Here is a 20,795-nt window from a genome sequence, read left to right on the forward strand (position 1 = left end):
CTCCACCACCACGATGCTCGCCGCGATGGCGCACGCTCAATGCGAAAACCGCCGCCTGTGGACAGGCGACGGCATGCTGGGTGTGCTGTGGATACTCGCTCGCGCCTGCGAGCGCGCTGCCTAGGGGATGTCGAGCTCGGGCTTGGACAGCTCTTCGACGTTGACGTCCTTGTAGGTGACGACGCGGACCGAGCGCACGAAGCGAGAAGAGCGGTAGATGTCCCACACCCACGCGTCGGACAGCGTCAGCTCGAAGAAGACATCGCCTCCCACGGGGCGGGCCTGCACGTCAACGTGATTGCAGAGGTAGAAACGCCTCTCTGTCTCCACGACATACTTGAACAAGCCTATGACGTCGCGATATTCCTTGAATAGCTCTAGCTCCAGCTTGTTCTCGTAGCCTTCAATCTCTTCGTTCACAGACCAATCATGCCGAAAGCATGCCGCTCACGCGCCGCGCCACCCCGGCGTGCCCTCGTTTGTCCGTACCTGCGGCATCCTCCACGTGCGTCGGTGGAAGTCGCTGACGCCGAGCCGAGCGATGGCCTGGGCGTGGGCGGCAGAGCCGTAGCCCTTGTTCGATGCCCATCCGTAGCCGGGGTCCTCGGCCTCGCGCATGAGGCGGTCCCTGGCAACCTTGGCCAGCACCGAGGCCGCCGCGACGACCGCGCAGGAGGCGTCGGCCTTGACCTGAGTGTGCACGGGCAGAGCGCCGCAGTCGGGATAGTCCGGGCCGTCGGCCGCACAGAGATCATCCGGGATGGACAGCCAGTCGTGGGAGCCGTCAAGGAGCACTCCCCCGGGCGCATGCCCCTTCGCGACGACGCCGGCTAGCGCGCGGCGTCCAGCCAGCCGTAGCGCACACACGATACCCCATCGGTCGATCTCGGCCGCAGACGCGTAGGCGACGCACGAGGCCAGGACCCAGGAATGAATCGGCTCGACGAGGGCCTCACGCCGCCGGGGAGAGAGGGCCTTGGAGTCGGTGAGTCCACCGGGCACTGCGGGCGCATCCGCGCCAACGAGGGCAACGCCGACCGCGACGGGTCCAGCGAGGGCACCGCGCCCGACTTCATCCATCCCGGCAACCACTCCCCACCGCTGGGCCAGGGAGTATTCCAGCTCTCTTGATGCGGTCATCACGATGAGGAGGGCAGGGCGGCGAAGACTTCCGGGTGAGCGATATCGGTGGACCACCTCGACACCGGCCAGATGATGACCTGCACCGTGCCCACGACCGCGGACACCGGCACGTAGGGGGATTGACCCGCGCCCATGTGATAGCGCGAGTCCGCAGAATTCGACCTGTTGTCCCCCATGACCCACAGGTGTCCCTCCGGGACGACAACGTCGAAGGTGCGTTCTCCGCAGGGCACCTGGCCGGGCGGCAGGTAGGTTTCGTCGAGCGCGACGCCGTTGACACTCACCTTGCCGCTGGGGGTCGCACACGTGACGCGGTCCCCGCCGACTCCGATCACGCGCTTGACGAGAGTCTGCTCGCCGCCCCCGGGCACGAAGCCCGTGAATTCACCCAGGCGCCGCGCGATGGAGGGCGCGGTCTCTTGCTTGGCGCCGAGCCAGCCGAGGGCATCGTCGAAAACGACGACGTCTCCGCGGTGGATGTTTGCCCGCAGCGCGTCAACGCGCGAGACCGCGATGCGGTCGTCCTCCACGAGCGTGTTGCGCATGGACGGAGAGGGAATCCAAAAGACCTGGACGACGAAGGCCCGAAGGAGGGAGGAGATGACGAGCGCGACGACGAGGATCATGAGGATCTCACGCAGCCACACGAGGGGGTTACGACGATTGCGAGCCTCCGCCCGATCGCGGTCCTTCAAGGACGGCGCATGCGTCGGTCCGAGCGGCGGGCCTGCGGTCGAGGTCATGGCTTCTCCTTCAGAACGTCCCATCGTCACAAGGATAGGGGTAGGCCCGACACCGGCGCGCGGTGTCGGGCCTCACCGTGAAAAATGCCAAGGTGCGGAGCGACTGGCCTCACTCGGCCTTGCCGGAACGGTGCTCCTTGATCTTCGCGGCCTTGCCGTGGCGCTCACGCAGGTAGTAGAGCTTCGCGCGGCGAACGTCGCCCTTGGTGACGACCTCGATGTGGTCGATCGTGGGGGCGTGGACCGGGAAGGTACGCTCAACGCCGACGCCGAAGGAAATCTTGCGGATCGTGAACGTCGAGGACACGCCGTGACCGCGGCGAGCGATCACGACACCCTGGAAGACCTGGATACGGGAGCGGTTGCCTTCGATAACCTTGACGTGCACCTTGAGGGTGTCGCCAGCTCGGAACGAGGGGATGTTATCGCGCAGCGATGCCGCATCAACAGCGTCCAGCTTCTGCATTTCTTCTCCTTGACGCCTCTGCCGCAGGTCGGGGGCGTCTGGTTGGACGGGCCGAACCCGCTCAGTTGACGGTTGATCGCGCGCCTCGGTGTCCCCCTGCGGCAGGATGAACCGCGCACAATCCTCACGATTATCCCATACCGATCCCTCAACGGGCGAGCGGTGACCCGTCTGCGGCGGTGAGATCGCGCACCATCACGACATCGTCGTTGTCGATTCCCCCGACGTTGAACCTGCGGGTGGCGCGCTTACGGAATCCGTGCCGCTTGTAGAACGCCCGAGCCACCCTGTTGGCGCGGTTGGTTCCCAGAACGATCGCGCTGTGCCCAAGGCTTACGCTGTCGGCGCATGCTCGCTCCACCAGGGCATCCGCGATGCCGCTTCCCCGCCAGGTCTGGTCAACATAGCACTTGGACAGGTATGCGCTGTCCGCCGCGACCCGCCCGGGTCGCACCATGTCGCGTGGAAGAGCGTCCCGACCGACGATCGTGAGCACGTAGCCGACAAGCTCGCCACCGACCTGCGCGACGAAGACGCGGAAGCGATCCGGCGCGGCGAGCATGCGCGCGAAGGCCTCGGCGCTGAGTTCGTTCACCACGTAGGCGGCGATAGCGTCGCGCCCCAGGCTCTTCGGGCACGCATCGGGAAAGGTTCTTTCTGCGAGCACGGCGATCATCCCCGCGTCCGCGGCCTCGGCTTGCCGAATCGTCACGTGCTGTGCGGGCCCGCTGCGCGGATAGGCGATGCCGCAGGCGGCAAGTGTGGCACGGTCCTGCCCGTTAAGGTCCGCCGCATGCAGCGCGAGGGCGAGATCGGGTCGGACCCTGGTGGTCTTCTCGATGGCGCGATCACGACGCCAGCGCCCAATCGCGGCGTGGTTACCGCTCAGGAGGACCTCGGGAACTGCGAGCTGACGAAACTGAGCGGGCTTGGTGTAGACCGGATACTCCAAAAGCCCCGCCCCCGAGTGGGATTCTTCGACGAGTGAGTCGGGGTTGCCCATGAAGCCGTCAAGCAACCGGGCAACTGCTTCCGTGAGCACCAGTGCGGCGGCTTCTCCCCCGTTGAGCACGTAGTCACCGATCGAAAACTCCAGGACCTCCACGCCCGCGGACCGGTAGTACTCCCCGACGCGCGCGTCGATTCCCTCGTAGCGCCCACACGCGAGAACGATCTGGTCCGCACCGGCAAGGTCTTCCACGAGGGGCTGGGTGAGCGGCGTTCCCGAGGGGGTGGGTATCGCCAGGATACGTCGGGCCTGCTCGCCACCCCGCGGCGCGTCGTGGGGGCCCGGCGCGATCGCGAGCACCTCATCGAGGGCCGCGCACCACACGTCGGGTCGCATGACCATTCCCGCGCCCCCACCGTAGGGAGTGTCGTCGACGCTGCGGTGTCGCCCGCTTGCCCACCCGCGCAGATCGTGGACGCCGACGCGCACGAGGCCGGCCTGTGCAGCCTTGCCCATGAGGGACAGGTTCAGGGGCGCGAAATAGTCCGGGAAGATTGAGATGAGGTCGAAGCGCACGCTAGTTGTTTCCCTCGTCGTCACCGTGATCGTCGAAAAGCCCGGGGGGCGGATCAATGACGACGACGCCGCGGTCCACGTCGACGGTGGGAACGAGGGCGCTCACGAAGGGAACCATGACAGTTGCAGCGGGGGTGTCCACGAGAAGAAGATCCTGCGCCGCTCCGAGCCTCAGGCCGCTGACCGTGCCGAGGACGTCGCCGGCGGGTGTGCGAGCCGTGAGTCCCGTGAGCTGGTGGGGATACCAGGCATCCTCCTCCGGATGCTCCTCAACGAGCAGCCGCGCCCCCCGCAGCCTTTCGGCATCCTCGCGGCTCTCGCACTCCTCGAAGGAGGCCAGCACTCGTTCCTTGTGTACCCTCACCGAACGCACCGTCAGCACGCGCGAGGCCCCCTCCACGTCCAGGCGCATCCCGGGCGCCACAACGCTGGGGTCGTCGCTGCGAACGTCTAGAATGACCTCGCCGCGCAGACCGTGAGCGGGTCCGATGATGGCTGCTGTGAGCTGCATGTGTCCTCCTTGTCGTGCGCCGGAATCTACCGGAAGCATACAACGAAGGGGTCCGGCACTGCCGGACCCCTTCGCGACGTGCGCGAGCCCTACTCGCGATCCGTGTCGACGACGTCAACGCGGACAGCGCCGCGCGTCGAAAGTGCACCCATGACGGTGCGCAGCGCGCGAGCCGTCCGGCCACCGCGTCCAATGACGCGTCCCAGGTCTTCCGGATTCACCCGAACCTCAAGAAGCTGGCCGCGCCGCATTGAGCGAGGCGTCACCTCGACATCTTCGGGGTGGTCAACGATGCCGCTGACCAGGTGCTCCAACGCGTCGGCGAGCATGCTCAGGCATCCTCTCCAGCGGGCTCTTCGGCGCTCTTCTCGGCCTCGGCAGCGGCCTCTTCCTCAGCCTTCTTGGCGGAAGCAGCGGCCTTGGACTTTTCGGCGGCGGCCTCGGCTTCCTTGATGGCCTGCTCGGCCTGAGCGGCCTTGTCAGCCTCGGAGACCTGGACGCGGGAGACCGCGTCGGCCTTGCCGTTGAACTTGGCGATGTCACCGGTCAGGACCAGCAGGTTGCGGACCTGGTCGGAGGGCTGAGCGCCGACACCGAGCCAGTACTGGGCACGCTCAGAGTCGATGCGAATGATCGAGGGGTTCGGCTGAGGATCGTAGTAGCCGACCTCTTCGATGACGCGTCCGTCGCGCTTCTTGCGGGAATCGACGACGACAACGCGGTACTGGGCGGCGTGGATCTTGCCCACGCGCTTCAGGCGAATTCGAACTGCCACTTGAGTGGTCTCTCCATTTCAGATTGGTGTGGACCTTTGCGTCCCGAGGTGGGAAACACAGGGGTCGCATCGGACCGGGACACGACGGCGCGCAGTGAGAGGGTCTACGTTCCGCCGGGTACAGCTAGCGATTATGCCACACTTTTCAGTCAATTCCCAAGCGGGAGACGTCGGCCTAACGCCCCGAAACGGTAATATCCATCACCTGGCCGGGCGCGGTCATGGGCGGTCGGAGACCAGGTGGCCGCCGACGTAGACGCAGCGCGGTCTCGCGAGCGCGAGCGGATCTCGTGTCGGGTCCTCGTCAAGCACGAGAAAGTCGGCTGCAGCTCCGTCCGTCAGCCCTTCGAAGCCCAGGTAGCGGCGCGTTTGCCAGGTGGCGGCGTCCACGACGAGGCCTGGGTCGGCTCCCCACTGGGTCCACAGGGCGAGTTCGCCGGCAATCGAGCCGTGCTCCTGGTAGCCGCCCGAGTCGGTGCCCATCAGGAGGAGGATGCCGGCATCAACGAGCATCTGGAAGTGCTCCCGACGCTCGGCGTGCATGGCGCTCATCGTCGCGGCATACACCGGATACTTTGACGCGGCTTGGGAGGCAAAGTCCGCGAAGAGCTCGACTTGGCGAAGCGTCGGGGTCACCGCGATGCCCCGGGAGGCGATCTCTGCGGCCTGGTCCGGGTCGATGCCGCTTCCGTGCTCGATGTCGTCCACGCCGGCCTCGATGAGCGAGTCGATAACCCGATGAGAGAAAGCGTGAACGGCGACGCGCGCACCGAGGTGGTGGGCGGCTGCAACCGCATCGGCCAGGACCTGCGCGTCCCACAGGGGCAGCAGGTCCGCGTCTGCGCCGCCCGAACGGTCGATCCAGTCCCCCACCAGCTTGACCCAGCCGTCGGATTGGGCTGCCAACGTGCCGACGACACGCGGGAGGTCACGCTGGTCTTCGACGTCAATGGGAAGGTCCCGCAGGTAGCGCTTGGGTCGCGCGACGTGCCTGCCACACCGAACGAGGCGCAGCCCGGTCGGGCCGGCGACGACGGAGTTGTCGACCGGGACCCCGCAGTCACGCACCAGGGTCACGCCGCTCTCGAGCGTGTGCCTCGCCTGGCGCACCATCTCGTTGCCGCTTACGCTGCCCTTCTCGGAGTATCCGATGTGGCAGTGCGAGTCCGCCATGGCCGGGACGAGGAAGGAGACACGCCGAGCTCCGTCCTCGTAGCGCTCGGATACCCTGCGAATCACCCCGTCGTCGACGCGCCAGGTGCCCCTCACCCAGCGGGGGCGCGCCGAGGCCTCCTGCGCCCACAGGCACACGCCCGCGATCAGCATGGCTCAGAGCTGACCGAGCATGCGCTTGACGTCGTCGGGGAGGTCGTCAAGCGTGGGACGCGGGGCGGGGGCGCTCTGCTGCCCGCCGAAGGAGGAGCCCGGCGCGGAGCTACGCTCCGACGGGGGGAGCATCGCCTCCAGCTCCTGCTGGCGGCGCTTCGCGGGGTTACCCGAGCGCGCCTTCTTCTTCAGGCGGGCGCGCTGAGCCTGGGCCTTACGGGCGTTGGCCTTCTGCTTGGCCTTTCCGCCGCGACCGGGCAGGGCCCCCATTCCGGGCACTCCCCCACCCATCTGTCCCATCTGTCCCATCATCTCGCGCGCGGCCTCGAAGCGCTGGACGAGCTGGTTGACGTCGGTGACGCTGGTTCCCGATCCCCGGGCGATGCGCGCCCGGCGCGAGCCGTTGAGGATGGAGACGTCGTCGCGTTCGGCGGGCGTCATCGAGCGAACGATGGCCTCCACGCGATCGACCTCTCGTTCGTCGAAGTTGTCGATCTGATCGCGCAGCTGCGCCGCTCCGGGGATCATTCCGAGCATCTTCTTCATGGAGCCCAGCTTCTTGATCTGCTGGAGCTGGCTGAGGAAGTCGCCGAGGGTCAGCTCCCCGGCCATCGCCTTGGCGGCGACCTTCTCCGCCTCCTCGGCGTCCATCTTCTTTTCGGCCTGTTCGATGAGCGTGAGGATGTCGCCCATGTCGAGGATGCGCCCGGCCATGCGATCGGGGTGGAAACGCTCGAAGTCGTCGAGGCCCTCACCGGTGGAGGCGAAGAGAATCGGTGCGCCCGTGACGCCTCGCACGGACAGCGCGGCTCCGCCTCGCGCGTCGCCGTCCAGCTTCGACAGGACGACGCCGGTGAAGCCAACGCCGTCACGGAAGGCCGTCGACGTCGAGACCGCGTCCTGGCCGACCATCGCGTCAAGGACGAACATGATCTCGTGCGGGCTGACCGCGTCGCGGATGGCGATGGCCTGATCCATCATCTCCTGGTCGACACCCAGGCGACCGGCGGTATCGACAATGACGACGTTGATGCCGCTCTTGCGAGCGAAGTCGACGCCGGAGCGCGCAACCTCAACGGGATTGCCGACGCCATTGCCCGGCTCGGGCGCCCACACCTTCACACCGGCGCGCTCGCCGACAACCTGGAGCTGCTGGACGGCGTTGGGGCGCTGCAGGTCCGAGGCTACCAGGAGAACGGTCTTGCCCTCCTCGCGCAGCCACTTACCGAGCTTACCGGCCAGCGTCGTCTTACCGGCGCCCTGGAGGCCCGCCAGCATGAAGACGGTGGGTCCCGACTCGGCAAAGTTCAGCTCACGGGTCGCTCCGCCAAGAATCTCCACGAGCTCGTCGTGGACGATGGACACAACCTGTTGGCCGGGGTTGAGCGCCTTGGAGCGCGCCGCGCCATAGGCCTTGTCACGTACCTGGGTGGTGAACTGCCGGACGACGGGCAGTGCGACGTCGGCGTCGATGAGGGCTCGACGGATGTCAGAAATCGCATGATCGACGTCCGACTCGGTCAGGACCCCGCGGCTGCGCAGGGTGCGGAAGGATTGGGTCAGACGATCTGACAGGTTTCCAAACACGTGTTCACTCCCAAGATGGCTGCTCTACAAGGCACAGGTTAGCGCACCTCGGCCCCGGTGGTGAGACCGGGGCCGAGGAACGCGTTGATCGCGGGAGCGTCAGGCGGAGGCGGTGCCGACGATCGCGTCGACAAAACCCCGCGGATCGAAGGGTGCCAGGTCGTCGGCGCCCTCCCCGAGTCCGACGAACTTGACGGGAACGCCGAGGGAGCGTTGGACGGACACGACGATGCCCCCCTTGGCAGAGCCATCGAGCTTGGTGAGCACGATGCCGGTGACTCCCGTGGCCTCGGCGAACACCTCGGCCTGCTTCATGCCGTTCTGGCCGGTCGTCGCGTCGAGGACGAGGAGAACCTCGGCGACGGGGGCCTGCTTGCTCATGACGCGCTTGATCTTGCCGAGCTCGTCCATGAGGGTCGACTTGTTCTGGAGCCTGCCAGCGGTGTCGACGAGAACGACGTCAACGTCGCGTTCGATGCCCTCACGCACCGCCTCGAAAGCGACCGAGGCGGGGTCGGCTCCCTCCCTCTCGGATCGGACGACGTCGACACCCACGCGCTCGCCCCATGTGGCCAGCTGGTCGGCGGCCGCGGCGCGGAACGTGTCAGCGGCCCCCAGGAGCACGGATTTGTCGTCGGCCACGAGAATGCGGGCGAGCTTGCCGACGGTTGTCGTCTTGCCGGTTCCATTGACGCCGACCATGAGGATCACCGCCGGCTTGACGCAGCCATCGACCGTCGGCCTGGCAAGATCGAGGGATCGATCCATGTCGGGGCCGACGAGCGCAAGGAGCTCCTCTCGCAGGATCTCGCGGACGCGAACCTCGTCGGTCGTTGATTCGACGGCGACGCGGCGCTTGAGCGCCTCCATCAGGGAGTCGGTCGCCTCCAAGCCAAGGTCGGCCACGAGGAGCGACTCCTCGATCTCCTCCCAGTCTGCCGCGCTGAGCTTGCCTCTGCTGAGGACCCCGAGGATCGCGCGCCCGAGGGCGCCGGAGGAGGCCAGGCGGCTACGCAGGCGCTCCATGCGCCCGCCAACGGATTCGGGGCGCTCGACGAGCGCGGGTGCGGCCTTGTCGGGCGATGGCTCGGCGTCGCCCGTCGGCGACTCTTCGGTCGCCGGGCCGTCACGCGGCTGGTCGGTTGCCTCGCCCTCGGCCTCGGCAGGAGCGGCGACGTCACCGGAGGCGGGCACCTGTTCGCGCGGCCTCGAGGTGACCTCGTTGGAGGAGCGGCGGGAGGAAACCACGAGGCGGATGACCATCCCGATGACCACGGCGATCGCCAGTGCAATGACGATCGCCCAGGGCGTCTGAAGGAAAGAAACGAAAGCGTCCATGGGTACATTATCCCCCATGGACGCCCCGACAAGGAAGCGTGAGCAACGCGTCACCTCCCGCTAGCGCGCGGTATCCTCGCCCGGCCGAGAACCACCGTCGCGACCGCGCCGACCCCGGTCGAGCCTGTCGCTCACGCGCCCGGTGACCGACTCGAGACGGTCTATTCCCGGAAGCCGATCCGCGTCGAAGTACGCGCTGGAAGAGTCACCGCTTTGCAGCAACGCGTCAAGCGAGGAGGAAGCGGGAACCACCGGGCGGAGGCTGGACGGGGAGGATCGGCGCGGCACAGAGTGATTGCGCACCTCATCCACAATCTCTTCGCCCTCACGCTTGATGACGCCCTTCCATTCGTCAGCGCTGCGCCGAGACAACGCCAACCCGGCGACAACCGCGCCCGCCACGAGCAGAACGAGGACGACAGTCAGGACCAGAATCAGCGAACCCTCAAGCATGCTCCCATCCTGCCCTATGGACCGTCCGTGCGCGACGAGGCCTCCCGTCGCACGCATCTTTGTGAGCTGAATAATCACGGCGGTCGAAAGACACGCGTCCCGACCGCCGCGCCGCCGGGTACGCGAGGCGCGTTAGTCGAGGTAGTCGCGCAGCACCTGCGAGCGCGAGGGGTGACGAAGCTTCGACATCGTCTTGGATTCGATCTGCCGGATGCGTTCGCGCGTCACGCCGTAGACCTTGCCAATCTCGTCCAGTGTCTTCGGCTGACCATCGCCGAGCCCAAAGCGCATGGACACGACTCCGGCCTCTCGCTCCGACAGGGTGTCGAGCACGTGGTGGAGCTGCTCCTGCAGGAGCGTGAAGGAGACGGCGTCGGCGGGAACGATGGCCTCGGAGTCCTCAATGAGATCACCAAACTCGGAGTCGCCGTCCTCGCCCAGGGGGGTGTGCAGCGAAATGGGCTCGCGACCGTACTTCTGGACCTCAACGACCTTCTCGGCCGTCATGTCAAGTTCCTTGGCCAACTCCTCTGGCGTGGGCTCGCGTCCCAGATCCTGCAGCATCTGACGCTGCACGCGGGCGAGCTTGTTGATGACCTCGACCATGTGCACGGGAATGCGAATCGTGCGCGCCTGATCGGCCATTGCGCGCGTGATGGCCTGGCGAATCCACCAGGTCGCGTAGGTGGAGAACTTGTAGCCCTTCGTGTAGTCGAACTTCTCGACCGCTCGAATGAGGCCGAGGTTGCCCTCCTGGATCAGGTCGAGAAACTGCATGCCGCGCCCCGTGTAGCGCTTGGCCAGGGACACGACGAGGCGCAGGTTTGCCTCGAGGAGGTGGTTCTTGGCCTGCTGTCCGTCCTGGGCGAGGAAGTGCAATTCGCGGCGTTCGCGACTGGTCATCTCGTCGGCCTGGTTCTTCAGCTTGTACTCCGCATACAGGCCGGCCTCAATGCGTCGGGCGAGGTCGACCTCCTGCTCGGCGTTCAGCAGGGAGACCTTACCGATCTGCTTGAGGTAGTCCTTCACCGGGTCTGCGGTTGCTCCCGCGACCGTGACCTGCTGGACCGGCTCGTCGGTTTCGTCAGAGTCGGAGACGACGAAACCGCCCTTGACGTGGATTCCCGCGTTGGTGCGCTCGCGCAGAGCCGCTCCCTCAAAGGCCTTGGGATCCTCCTCCTCGGCCTCTTCCTCGACGTCGCTCTCTTCCTCGTCGTCGGCGTCGGTCTCCAGGTCCGGATCCTTCAGATCCTCCCCCGTGGGTTCGAAGTCCTCATCGTCACCGGTCTCGATGTCGTCGATGACCTCCTCGGCGACCTCGGCTTCCTTCTTCTTGCGTCCTCGCGTCGTCTTCTTAGCGGGCTTGTCCCCGCCCGCGTCCGAGGCGCCGGCCTTCTTCGCACTCCTCTTCTTGGCTGGCTTGTCCGCGCCCGCGTCGGAGGCCGCCTGGGCGGCCTTCTTCGCACTCGTCTTCTTCGCGCTCCCCTTCTTCGCGGCGGGCTTGCGGTCGGCAGACTCCTTCTCCCCACCCTCAGGCACGGCCGCGGGCGTCTTCTTGGACGCGGAGGACGCCTTCTTGCCGCGGGTGTTCTTCTTCGCGGCGGGTGTCACCTCCGTGATCTCCTCGTTTGTCGCGGAGTCCTTTACCGAAGCGCGCGATGCACTCACACGGGTCCCTTTCATTGATGGGCATGCACAGTTGAGCCGATTGCAAATCGGCATACCACCGCCAGTCTAGTGCCTCGCTTGGGAGTTTTCCTGGTGGTCGATGTGAGCCTGCCCCCCCGCGAAGCCACGCCCGGGAGCCGCCGTCGGTTAGAGTTGCACCATGAGTCTGAGCGACAGTTTCTCCGTTCTGCGTCCCCTCATCGACGAGGCCACGTCCGAGCACCTGAGCGGCCTCCTCGTGCGCGCGGGGGCCTCCACCCGCGGTGAAGAGTTCACTCAGGCGGTGCTCTCAGCCGCGTCGGGCGGCAAGCGCTTTCGCGCCCTCATGGCTCACGTCGGCTATTGTCTGGGCGCCGGGCTTGCGCTGGGCGAGGTGTTTCTTCCCCACCTGAGTGCCGCACTCGAGCTCTACCAGGCCAGCGCCCTCGTTCACGACGACATTATCGATCGCGCAAACGAGCGTCGGGGAGCCCCCACGCCTCATCGTCTCCTAGCCGATCACCACGGCCGCAGGCGGTGGATGGGCAGCCCCACCGACTTCGGCGAGCACGCGGCGATCCTGGTCGGCGACTTCCTCTTCTCTGCCGCCACCGATGCGGCAGATGCGCAGGCGCTCCTCCTTGACGAGGCCGCCGCCCAGTCCTTCACCCGCCGCTTCGCCGACATGCACGCCGAGGTTGCTCTGGGCCAGTATCTCGACATCGTCGCCGAGCAAACCCCGCTCGACCCGCATCGCGACGACGCGGTCAGCGGCGCCGATGCTCTGGATGTCGCACTCCACAAGTCGGCACACTACTCGGTCGTGCATCCCGCGGCGCTCGGCGCGATCTGTGCGTCCGCCCCGCCCGGGCAGGTGAGCACCCTCCTGGCGATCCTCGATTCTGTGCTGACGCCGTGGGGGCTCGCCTTCCAGCTGCGCGACGACGACCTGGGCGTGTTTGGGGATCCTCAGGTGACGGGCAAACCCGCGGGAGACGACCTCAGGGAGGGCAAGCGGACCGTGCTGCTGGCCCTCACGTGGGAGGCATCCACGCCGAGCGAACGGCGCGAGCTGACTCGTGTTCTCGCGGTGCCCACCGCCTCGCCGAGCGAGATCGGCGCCGCGACACGCATCGTCGCACGCAACGGCCGCGACGCACACGAGGAAACGATTGCTCGTCTCGTCGCCGACGGGCACGCTGCCCTTCAGCGGGCGAACGTGGGCGATGAGGCCCGACGCGTGCTCGCCGAGCTGTGCTCTCTTCTCACCGCACGGCGCTCGTAGCACCCCTCCCGCGCCGATTCAAGGGAGCCACGGTGGCCGCTCCCGGATGGGCAGCCGCGCCTAGAAGGCGAGCGTGGAGGCGATGCGGTTGACGCGGTGGTGACGCCCCGACACGAGCGCGTCAATCGGGCGTTCCCCCAGTTTCTCCTGGAGCGTGTACAGCCATTCCAGGGATTCGTCGGACGTGAACCCGTCATCGGCCAGCAGGGTGAGCGTTCCCTGCAGGACCGCAAGGGGCTCCCAGCCGTTGGCGCCCTTGACGATCACGTCGCGCGGGATCCCTCGACTCCCGTCCGCTCCGCGCGCCTCAATGAGGACTCGATCACGGATCAGCTGCTTCAGGCGGCGTTCCTCGATGCCGAGGAGTCGGCAGGCCTCGTCCATGCTTGCCAGGGTCATGTCAGCACTCGTCATGACCGCAAGACTACCCCAAGGCGGCGGCGCTCCGACACCCGCATCTCCGTAGATTGAGCGAAAGATCCCATAGAATCAACCAAGTGAGCGATGAACAGTCATTCGACCAGACCGATCCGCTGATCGGCCTCCTGGTCGACGAACGATACCGGGTCGTGCGTCGGCTTGCCCGCGGTGGCATGGCGACGGTGTACATCGCGCAGGACGAGCGCCTTGACCGTCCCGTTGCCCTCAAGGTCATGCATCCCCACCTTGCCGATTCCCAGGACTTCGTCGCGCGCTTTCGCCGAGAGGCACGCGCGGCCGCGCGAATCGTTCACCCAGGGGTCGTCTCCGTTTTCGACCAGGGTGTTGTCACGGGCCAAGGATTCTTGGTGATGGAGCTTATCGACGGGACAAATCTTCGTCAGCTTCTTCGCGCGCAGGGGGCCTTCACGATCCCCCAGGCGCTGCGCTACGCCTCCGATACCCTCGAGGCGCTACGAGCCGCTCACCGCATGGGAGTCATCCACCGCGACATCAAGCCCGAGAACATCCTGGTTCCCACGGACGGGCCGGCGAAGGTCACAGACTTCGGGCTGGCTCGCGCCGCCTCCGAGGTGTCGATGTCGTCCACTGGCAACATGCTCGGCACCGTGGCCTACATTGCTCCCGAAATCGCGACCACCGCACGCGCAGATGCGCGCTCCGACATCTACTCCGTGGGCATCATGCTCTACGAAATGCTCACGGGCACGGTGCCGTGGGCGGGCGAGTCACCCCTCCAGATTGCCTCCCATCACGTCGCCGACGACGTTCCCAGCCCGTCGGCTTCCCAGCCGTGGATTCCCCGTGAAATCGACGACCTCGTTGCCGCCCTGACCGCGAGAGAACCCGCGTCGCGCCCGGCAGACGCGTCCGAGGCCATCGACCTGGTCGCGCGCACGGCCGCCGCGATCCCCGCCGAACTTGCGAGCCGCCGCGCCGACGTGTCCCCCGGCGAGCGCAACGATGGCACCCGAACCAGCGCGTTGAACACGGAGGTGCTCTCCGCGCAGTTCACCAGGCCCCTGCCTCCCTCCGTTCCAACGAATGCCGCCACCGTCCACACCTCCGCCCCGAATCTCTCCGTCGCCGCGGCCCCGCCTTCCAGAGCACCGCGACGCGTGGTGCTGTGGGCGACGCTCGTCGCGCTCCTCCTGGTCGCGGCGGGCGTGGGCGGCAGCTGGTGGTGGACCGAGTACGGCCCGGGTTCCTACCTGACGATGCCGCACACGACGGGTCGACCCCTCGCCGACGTTCAAGCCGAACTTCAGCAGCTAGGCTTGCCCTCCGTCGTGGACGAGGAGTTCTCCGACGACACGCCAGCGGGCTCCGTGACGCGCTCCGATCCCGAGGATGGCGCCTCCGTGCACAAGCGCGCCGAGGTCCAGCTCTACGTCTCCAAGGGCGTCGATATGAGGACCGTGCCCAGCGTCGTCTCCCTCCCCCGCGATGAGGCTGAGGCGGCGCTGTCGGAGGTGGGACTGCAGGTCGGAGCAATCAGCAACGCCTACTCCGAGGACATCCCCGCGGGGCACGTGCTCTCCCAGGGAACGCCGGCCGGATCCGCCGTCCGACACGATTCCTCCGTTGATCTCGTCCTGTCCAAGGGACGTGAGCCCCGCTCGGTCCCACGCCTAGCCGCCATGAGCGCGGAGGCCGCGAAGAACGCCGTCGAAGCCCTCGGCCTGGCCGCGAACGTCGCCGAAGCCTACTCCGACACGGTCCCCGAAGGACAGGTCATCTCTCAGCAGACCGCCGAAGGAAGCACCCTCTATCGCGGGGATCAGGTGGCCTACACCGTGTCGAAGGGACCGGAGAAGGTCGCGGTCCCGGACGTTGTCGGCCGCCAGAGGGACGAGGCCCGGGCCGCGCTCGAGGGAGCGGGATTCACCGTGCAGGAGGAGTCGATTCTCGGCGGTTTCTTCGGCACGGTGCGTGCCACCGATCCGGCGGGAGGAACGATGCTGAAGAAGGGGTCCGTCGTGACGATCACCGTCGTCTAAGCGAACTCGCCAGACCGGTCCCATTCGATGCGGTCGTCGCCTGAAGCGTGTGCCCGGCCTCATAGCGAGGCCGGGCACACGCGTGTTGCCTGGGATCAGCGTTCCTCGGCGGCACCCTTCGCGAGGTACTGGGCGACCTGGAAGGCCATCTCCAGGCTCTGCTGGTGGTTCAGACGCGGATCCACGAGCGTTTCGTAGCGCTTGCGCAGCGTCTCCTCGTCGATGTGTTCGCTCCCGCCAATCACCTCGGTGACGTCGTCGCCCGTGAGCTCGACGTGCAGGCCACCGGGAACCGTCCCGCAGGCCTCGTGCGCATCGAAGAATCCACGCACCTCGTCCATGATCGTCTCAAAGCGGCGGGTCTTATATCCCGTGGATGAGGTGATCGTGTTGCCGTGCATCGGATCCGTCACCCACGTGACGGGGCGTCCGTCGTCGCGCGCAGCCTCAAGCAGGGGTGGCAATGCCTCGCGGATGCGCGATGCCCCCATGCGGGTGATGAAGGTCAGGCGCCCGTCCTCGCCGTCCGGGTTGAGACGGTCGATAAGCGAACACATCTGCTCGGGCGTGGTCGAGGGGCCGAGCTTAACGCCGATGGGGTTGCGCACGCGAGACAGCAGCTCAATGTGAGCGCCTTCCTCCTCGCGGGTGCGCTCTCCCGCCCACAGGAAGTGGGCGGACGTGTTGTAGGGTTCGCCGGTGCGCGAGTCGATGCGCGTCATCGCCGACTCGTACTCCAGGAGGAGTGCCTCGTGAGAGGAATAGAGGTCAACGTCGCGCAGGGTCTCAAAGTCGACTCCCGCCGCCCCCATGAATTTGATGGCCCGGTGAATGTCCTTGGCCAGCGTTTCGTAGCGCGCGTACGCGGGGTTGGACATGAACCCCTGATTCCAGCGATGCACCTGGCGAAGATCCGCGTATCCGCCCTTCGTGAACGCGCGGATCAGGTTGAGCGTCGAGGCCGCATGGTTGTACAGCGACAGGAGCCTCTGCGGGTCGGGTTCACGTGCGTCGGGAGTGAACTCGATGGAGTTCACGGCGTCGCCGCGGTAGCTGGGAAGAGTCACCCCGTCTCGCGTCTCCGTGTCGGCCGACCGGGGCTTGGCGTACTGTCCGGCGATGCGCCCCACTTTGATGACGGGCAGCGACGCTCCGTAGGTCAAGACGACGGCCATCTGCAGGAGCGTCTGGATCTTGAGCCGCACGTGGTCGGCCGTCGCCTCCGCGAAGGTCTCCGCGCAGTCCCCGCCCATCAGGACGAAAGCCTCGCCGCGCCCGGCGGCGCCCATCCAGGTGCGTAGGTCGTCGACCTCACCGGCGAAGACGAGCGGCGGCTGGCGGCGCAGCTGAGCCGTGACCTCACCGACGCTCTCGCGATCGGCGTACGAGGGCTGCTGGGAAGCATCCAAACCACGCCACGTATCCCAGGGGGCACGCTCCCCGGACTCGGGCGACCACAGGCGCTCGGGGACGCGGCGGGAGCGAGGCTTACGCACGGGCTCTCCGCCGCGTCCGGGAGTGAAGGAAGGAATCACGCGGGCAGACTCACTCGCCAGCGGGCTCGACGGACTGGCCGATCTCGGCCATCATCTCGACGAACCAGGATGCGGTGATGTCGAAGGGCTTGCCGCCCGCGATGCGCGGGAAGGGAATCGCCTTGAGACGGTCGCCGTCCTCCTCATCGTGGCCGATGACGCCGGACTCGCCCTTGAAAGCGCACTCGACAGCCAGGTCGGTCATCGACTTGATGAGGCGCAGGTCGTCGGCGTTGGCTCGCGAGGAACGCGAGAAGTAGCCGGACTTTTGAACCATGACCTTCTCGGCGTCGATCTTCTCGGCGAACTGCTTGGCGAACCACTGACCGGGGTTGATCGTATCGAGCTTGACGTGGCCGAAGGGATCGCGCTGCACCTCGCCACCCGCGGCCTCGATCTCGGCGATGATCTCGGGCACGCCGGCGCCCTCCGACAGGAAGATGTTGACGTTGCCCTGCTCGTCCATGATCGCCTTGAGGCGGGCCGCCTCAGCATCCAGGTCGATCTTCATCTCGGGCAGGAAGATGGCGTGAATGTCCCAGCGTTCCTTCGACAGGCCAATCGAGGGCACCCATTCCTGGGTCTTGAGCCACTCGTGGTAGCGCAGCGAACCGGCCGCGGTGAGCCACCCGCAGTGGCGGCCCATGATCTCGTGAATGATGAGCATGCGCGGGTTGGAACGGTGCTCCCCGATGATGTTCTGAGAGTACTCGGAGACCTCTTCAGCGGCCGTCCACGCACCCAGGGACTGGCGGATCGGCACCACGTCGTTGTCGATGGTCTTGGGCAGCCCCACGACCGTCAGGTGGTAGTCGTGCTCCTCCAGGTAGGCGGCCAGATCGGCTGCCGTCGTGTTCGTGTCGTCGCCGCCGATCGTGTGCAGCACGTCGACACCGTCCGTGCGCAGCTGCTCGGCCGCCTTCTGCAGGGGATCCTCGTCCTGTGCCACGAGACCTCGCTCCACGAGGTTCTTCTTGTTCGTCAGCTTGACGCGCGAGTTTCCGATCGGGGATCCACCGAAGCGGTGCAGGACCGCAGCGTTCTTGCGTGCCTCCTCATCCACCAGCACGTAGTTGCCGGTGAGCAGGCCGTGGTAGCCGTTCTGGTAGGCGATGATCTCGACCGTGGGATCAATCTCGTTGTAACGCTCGATGAGTCCACCGACGGCGGAGGACAGGCACGGGGCGAAGCCACCTGCGGTCAGCAGGGCAACACGACGGACCGACATGAATGTCACCTTTCTCAGGTTGGTTAGGTACGGTCCCGCGCTCGCACGGGCGGGGCGTGACTCGGCCGACCCGGCGGGGCTGGCCCGTGCACAACCGCGCGTGAGCGCAGGGCACACTCATTCTACGCGTCCCGCGCGCGCTTTCGCCCGGGACGCCCGTCCCGCGGAATCCGCCGGAGTGCGGGCTCACCCGCGCGGTTCCTGGCCTTCCTCTCGCCCGTCCTCCTCGCCATCGTGTGTGGGAGCCGTCGGCACGGCGACGTCGGGTGCGGTTCGCCCTCCCGGCGCGGCGCGGCCATTGGAGGGAACCGGGCCCTCGAAGGATCCCTCGGCGGCCAGCTGGGCCTTCACGTCTGCGGCGTAGAGGTCGACGTACTCCTGGCCCGACAGAAGCATCAGGTTGTACATGATCTCGTCCGTGATCGCACGCAGCACGTAGCGGTCCTTGTGCAGCCCCTTGTATCGCGAGAAGTCAAGGGGCTCACCGATGACCATCCCGATGTTCGTCCGCGACGGGATCTTCTGGCCGATCGGCTGGGCGGCGTGGGTGCCGATCATGGCCACCGGAATGACGGGCGCACCGGAGAGCAGGGCGAGGCGCGCGACTCCGGTCTTGCCGCGATAGAGACGCCCGTCGGGGCTACGCGTCCCCTCGGGGTAGATGCCAAAGAGCTGTCCGTCCTTCAGGCGCTTCAGTCCGGCGTTGAGCGCCGCCTCGGAGGCTCGGCCCCCCGTACGATCCACGGGAATGGTGCCCACGGCCCGCATGAATTCCTTGGTCATCCACCCCTTGACGCCGGTTCCCGTGAAGTAGTCGGCCTTTCCCATGAAGACGACCTCGCGGTCGAGCATCATCGGCAGGAAGACGGAGTCCCACACCGCGTTGTGGTTGGATGCCAGAATCGCGGCTCCCTCGCTCGGAATGTTCTCCTTGCCGCGGATCCACGGATGGTAGGCCGCCTTGAGTATGGGGCTGCCGGTCGCTTTGAGAGCCTGGTAGAACGCCACTGTCACTCCTCGAACTGTCGACGGGCGCGCGCGAGCGCGGAGGAATTAGTATCAACTGTATGACGAAACAGACTCCCATGCGCGATTGTGGGCAAACCATATCGCCTGGCGAGTCGCCTCGTCCCTTTGCTCGTTCGGCCGTGTCGGGAGCGCTCCTGAGGGCGGCCGCGCCCCAGATACAGCTGAGCCTGGACTCGGTGGGAACGCCCGCGTCCACGGGCAGCTGGGTGGTGGTCGACCTGGAGACGACGGGCCTGGGTGCGCGTGCCGAGATCACTGAGATCGGGGCGGTGCGTGTACGCGAGGGGCGCCTGTGCGAGGAGTTCTCCTCACTCGTGCGCCCCGTCGGCCCCATCCCTCCCGCCATCACCGCGTTGACCGGTATCACGCCCGCCATGGTTCGCGGCGCCGATCCCATCGCCACCGTGCTCGACCGCTTCCTGACGTGGGCGGGCTTCGAGGCGAAGGACCCCGTCGTCCTGGTGGCACACAACGCACCCTTCGACATCGGTTTTCTTCGTCGAGCCGCTGCGGCGTGCTCGCTCCCCTGGCCGCGCGTGAGGGTCGTCGATACGCTCGCTCTCGCGCGATTGGCCCTGCCGCGCCCCATCGTTCGCAACCACAAGCTCGCCACGGTCGCCTCCTACTTCGGTACTGCGACCGTTCCGGGGCACCGCGCCCTGGGTGATGCGCGCGCAACGGCGGAGGTTCTCCTCGGTTTTGTGGACCTCCTGGCCGGTGCCGGGGCGAGCGACGTGGAGGACCTGGTGGCGCTCAGCGCCCAGGCACCCAATGTCTCCCCGAAGACACCATCTTTCGTGGCGGATCTGCCACCCTCCCCGGGGGTCTACCATTTCATCAACACCGACGGCGACACCCTCTACGTGGGCTCAGCCTCGTCGCTGCGTTCGCGCGTGGCCAGCTACTATTCGCGCTCGGAGAAGCGTTCCAAGGTCCAACGAATGGTCTCGCTGGCCGCCGGTGTTCGTTCGTTTCCCACCGCCTCCGTCATTGAGGCCCGGATCCGCGAGCTTCGCGACATATCGGCCCTGTCTCCGCCCTACAATTCGGCGTCCATGCGGCAGGGGTCTCAGTACTGGGTCGTGAGCGACGGGGAGATTCCGCGCGTCGAGGCACGCATTGGTTTGGGTCAGGTGGCTCGCTCCCTGGGTCCCTTCGGGTCTCGGGCGCACGCCACTCGCGCGGCCAACGCGATCGCTCAAGCCCGTGGCGAGTGCGACCGGGTGAGCATCGATGAGGCGATCGCGGCCTCGTCCTGCGCCGTTCCCCTGGCACTGACTCGGATCATGTCGCGACTGGCCAGCAGTGGTCTCTTTGAGTCGGCCGCGCGCACGCGCGACGACCTGAGCGCCTATATGACCGGAGTCGAGCGAGCGACGATGCGCCCCATCCTGGTTGCCGAACGCATCGTGTGGGCGACGCGCCGCGAGCACGGCGAGGCCGGTTGGGTCGCGCACGCGGCGTCGTTTGGTCGCTATGTGTCCTCCGTCGTCGTGCCGGCCCGTACGGATCCTTCCCCGTGGATCGACGTGCTCTCCGAGGCGACGCTGGAGCAACCGACGCGAGCGGCCGAGGCAGCCGCGTGGGCTGAAACCGCGCTGATCTGCGCCGAATTGAGCGCGCCTGGGACTCGGCTCATCGAGTGGCGCGGCGCGCTGCCGTGGGCGCAACCCGCGCTCAGCCCGCTTCGTGACGCGAGCCTGCGTGATCTACTGGCACAGGCGAGCTCGCACCCCGGTAGGCGGGGGAGATAACGCGCCCCT

General features: G+C 66.8%; 20 protein-coding genes. 3 read left to right on the forward strand and 17 right to left on the reverse strand.

All coding sequences use genetic code 11. From position 1 onward, the window contains the following. Positions 1-120: 120 nt before the first annotated feature. The 13 genes from HMPREF9006_RS02130 to HMPREF9006_RS02190 all read right to left on the reverse strand — a co-directional run bounded on the left by HMPREF9006_RS02130 (position 121) and on the right by HMPREF9006_RS02190 (position 11,550). Positions 121-420 (reverse strand): DUF2469 domain-containing protein, encoded by a 300-nt coding sequence (locus tag HMPREF9006_RS02130; protein WP_009211890.1) that lies wholly within the window; start codon positions 418-420, stop codon positions 121-123. A 27-nt stretch (positions 421-447) separates the two neighbouring features. After that, positions 448-1,143 carry a ribonuclease HII gene (locus tag HMPREF9006_RS02135; RefSeq protein WP_009211891.1) on the reverse strand — a complete coding sequence of 232 codons (696 nt, stop codon included), beginning with the start codon at positions 1,141-1,143 and terminating at the stop codon, positions 448-450. Beyond that, positions 1,140-1,886 (reverse strand): signal peptidase I, encoded by a 747-nt coding sequence (gene lepB / locus HMPREF9006_RS02140; protein ID WP_009211892.1) that lies wholly within the window; start codon positions 1,884-1,886, stop codon positions 1,140-1,142. Before lepB ends, HMPREF9006_RS02135 begins: the two co-directional genes overlap by 4 nt. Before the next feature lie 109 nt (positions 1,887-1,995). Next, the gene (gene rplS, locus HMPREF9006_RS02145) at positions 1,996-2,352 is read right to left on the reverse strand and encodes a 50S ribosomal protein L19 (RefSeq protein WP_009211893.1); all 357 of its coding nucleotides are present in this window, start codon (positions 2,350-2,352) and stop codon (positions 1,996-1,998) included. Positions 2,353-2,500: 148 nt separating this feature from the next. Further along, on the reverse strand, positions 2,501-3,877 hold the full coding sequence (trmD, locus tag HMPREF9006_RS02150; protein ID WP_009211894.1) for a tRNA (guanosine(37)-N1)-methyltransferase TrmD: 1,377 nt from the start codon (positions 3,875-3,877) through the stop codon (positions 2,501-2,503). A 1-nt stretch (position 3,878) separates the two neighbouring features. Continuing rightward, positions 3,879-4,388 (reverse strand): ribosome maturation factor RimM, encoded by a 510-nt coding sequence (gene rimM / locus HMPREF9006_RS02155; protein WP_009211895.1) that lies wholly within the window; start codon positions 4,386-4,388, stop codon positions 3,879-3,881. Between the two features lie 89 nt (positions 4,389-4,477). Next, a complete protein-coding gene (locus HMPREF9006_RS02160) occupies positions 4,478-4,717 on the reverse strand; it encodes an RNA-binding protein (protein WP_003795306.1) in 240 nt (79 codons plus the stop codon). 2 nt (positions 4,718-4,719) lie between these two features. Beyond that, positions 4,720-5,163 carry a 30S ribosomal protein S16 gene (rpsP, locus tag HMPREF9006_RS02165; protein WP_009211896.1) on the reverse strand — a complete coding sequence of 148 codons (444 nt, stop codon included), beginning with the start codon at positions 5,161-5,163 and terminating at the stop codon, positions 4,720-4,722. Positions 5,164-5,382: 219 nt separating this feature from the next. Further along, on the reverse strand, positions 5,383-6,489 hold the full coding sequence (locus tag HMPREF9006_RS02170; RefSeq protein ID WP_009211897.1) for an amidohydrolase family protein: 1,107 nt from the start codon (positions 6,487-6,489) through the stop codon (positions 5,383-5,385). A gap of 3 nt (positions 6,490-6,492) precedes the next feature. Beyond that, positions 6,493-8,076 carry a signal recognition particle protein gene (gene ffh / locus HMPREF9006_RS02175; protein WP_009211898.1) on the reverse strand — a complete coding sequence of 528 codons (1,584 nt, stop codon included), beginning with the start codon at positions 8,074-8,076 and terminating at the stop codon, positions 6,493-6,495. 99 nt (positions 8,077-8,175) lie between these two features. Next, positions 8,176-9,414, reverse strand: coding sequence for a signal recognition particle-docking protein FtsY (ftsY, locus tag HMPREF9006_RS02180; protein WP_009211899.1), 1,239 nt, complete (start codon positions 9,412-9,414; stop codon positions 8,176-8,178). A 60-nt stretch (positions 9,415-9,474) separates the two neighbouring features. Next, positions 9,475-9,867, reverse strand: coding sequence for a hypothetical protein (locus HMPREF9006_RS02185; RefSeq protein ID WP_034230865.1), 393 nt, complete (start codon positions 9,865-9,867; stop codon positions 9,475-9,477). Positions 9,868-9,999: 132 nt separating this feature from the next. Further along, complete coding sequence (locus tag HMPREF9006_RS02190) at positions 10,000-11,550, reverse strand: RNA polymerase sigma factor (protein WP_009211901.1); 1,551 nt, start codon at positions 11,548-11,550, stop codon at positions 10,000-10,002. A 145-nt stretch (positions 11,551-11,695) separates the two neighbouring features. Here HMPREF9006_RS02190 and HMPREF9006_RS02195 point away from each other — a divergent pair, with 145 nt between their 5' ends. Continuing rightward, positions 11,696-12,799, forward strand: coding sequence for a polyprenyl synthetase family protein (locus HMPREF9006_RS02195; RefSeq protein WP_009211902.1), 1,104 nt, complete (start codon positions 11,696-11,698; stop codon positions 12,797-12,799). Positions 12,800-12,859: 60 nt separating this feature from the next. Here the strand turns inward: HMPREF9006_RS02195 and HMPREF9006_RS02200 are convergent, their stop codons facing one another. Next, the gene (locus HMPREF9006_RS02200; protein ID WP_009211903.1) at positions 12,860-13,213 is read right to left on the reverse strand and encodes an Rv2175c family DNA-binding protein; all 354 of its coding nucleotides are present in this window, start codon (positions 13,211-13,213) and stop codon (positions 12,860-12,862) included. Between the two features lie 83 nt (positions 13,214-13,296). Here HMPREF9006_RS02200 and pknB point away from each other — a divergent pair, with 83 nt between their 5' ends. After that, entirely contained in the window at positions 13,297-15,240 is a 1,944-nt protein-coding gene (gene pknB, locus HMPREF9006_RS02205) for a Stk1 family PASTA domain-containing Ser/Thr kinase (protein ID WP_009211904.1), read from the forward strand. Positions 15,241-15,335: 95 nt separating this feature from the next. Here pknB and HMPREF9006_RS02210 read toward each other — a convergent pair whose 3' ends face one another. The 3 genes from HMPREF9006_RS02210 to HMPREF9006_RS02220 form a co-directional block, all read right to left on the reverse strand. Further along, positions 15,336-16,775 carry a class II 3-deoxy-7-phosphoheptulonate synthase gene (locus HMPREF9006_RS02210; RefSeq protein WP_009211905.1) on the reverse strand — a complete coding sequence of 480 codons (1,440 nt, stop codon included), beginning with the start codon at positions 16,773-16,775 and terminating at the stop codon, positions 15,336-15,338. 10 nt (positions 16,776-16,785) lie between these two features. Next, complete coding sequence (locus HMPREF9006_RS02215; protein ID WP_009211906.1) at positions 16,786-18,003, reverse strand: pyrophosphate--fructose-6-phosphate 1-phosphotransferase; 1,218 nt, start codon at positions 18,001-18,003, stop codon at positions 16,786-16,788. Positions 18,004-18,189: 186 nt separating this feature from the next. Next, the gene (locus tag HMPREF9006_RS02220) at positions 18,190-19,011 is read right to left on the reverse strand and encodes a lysophospholipid acyltransferase family protein (protein ID WP_009211907.1); all 822 of its coding nucleotides are present in this window, start codon (positions 19,009-19,011) and stop codon (positions 18,190-18,192) included. Positions 19,012-19,070: 59 nt separating this feature from the next. On the opposite strand from HMPREF9006_RS02220, the gene HMPREF9006_RS02225 reads away from it, so the two are divergent. Further along, positions 19,071-20,786, forward strand: coding sequence for an exonuclease domain-containing protein (locus tag HMPREF9006_RS02225; protein ID WP_156794379.1), 1,716 nt, complete (start codon positions 19,071-19,073; stop codon positions 20,784-20,786). Positions 20,787-20,795: the final 9 nt, after the last annotated feature.

Origin of the sequence: Actinomyces sp. oral taxon 180 str. F0310 (genome assembly GCF_000185285.1) — a bacterium.
In the GTDB taxonomy this organism is placed as follows: domain Bacteria; phylum Actinomycetota; class Actinomycetes; order Actinomycetales; family Actinomycetaceae; genus Pauljensenia.

Excerpts from the sequence above, each read along its gene's own strand:
- ftsY (WP_009211899.1), bottom strand. The coding sequence starts at position 9,414 with ATGGACGCTTTCGTTTCTTTCCTTCAGACGCCCTGGGCGATCGTCATT.
- HMPREF9006_RS02215 (WP_009211906.1), bottom strand. The coding sequence starts at position 18,003 with ATGTCGGTCCGTCGTGTTGCCCTGCTGACCGCAGGTGGCTTCGCCCCG.
- HMPREF9006_RS02160 (WP_003795306.1), bottom strand. The coding sequence starts at position 4,717 with ATGCTCGCCGACGCGTTGGAGCACCTGGTCAGCGGCATCGTTGACCAC.
- HMPREF9006_RS02200 (WP_009211903.1), bottom strand. The coding sequence starts at position 13,213 with ATGACGAGTGCTGACATGACCCTGGCAAGCATGGACGAGGCCTGCCGA.
- HMPREF9006_RS02225 (WP_156794379.1), top strand. The coding sequence starts at position 19,071 with ATGACGAAACAGACTCCCATGCGCGATTGTGGGCAAACCATATCGCCT.
- HMPREF9006_RS02195 (WP_009211902.1), top strand. The coding sequence starts at position 11,696 with ATGAGTCTGAGCGACAGTTTCTCCGTTCTGCGTCCCCTCATCGACGAG.
- HMPREF9006_RS02190 (WP_009211901.1), bottom strand. The coding sequence starts at position 11,550 with ATGAAAGGGACCCGTGTGAGTGCATCGCGCGCTTCGGTAAAGGACTCC.
- HMPREF9006_RS02170 (WP_009211897.1), bottom strand. The coding sequence starts at position 6,489 with ATGCTGATCGCGGGCGTGTGCCTGTGGGCGCAGGAGGCCTCGGCGCGC.
- rimM (WP_009211895.1), bottom strand. The coding sequence starts at position 4,388 with ATGCAGCTCACAGCAGCCATCATCGGACCCGCTCACGGTCTGCGCGGC.
- lepB (WP_009211892.1), bottom strand. The coding sequence starts at position 1,886 with ATGACCTCGACCGCAGGCCCGCCGCTCGGACCGACGCATGCGCCGTCC.
- rplS (WP_009211893.1), bottom strand. The coding sequence starts at position 2,352 with ATGCAGAAGCTGGACGCTGTTGATGCGGCATCGCTGCGCGATAACATC.
- HMPREF9006_RS02185 (WP_034230865.1), bottom strand. The coding sequence starts at position 9,867 with ATGCTTGAGGGTTCGCTGATTCTGGTCCTGACTGTCGTCCTCGTTCTG.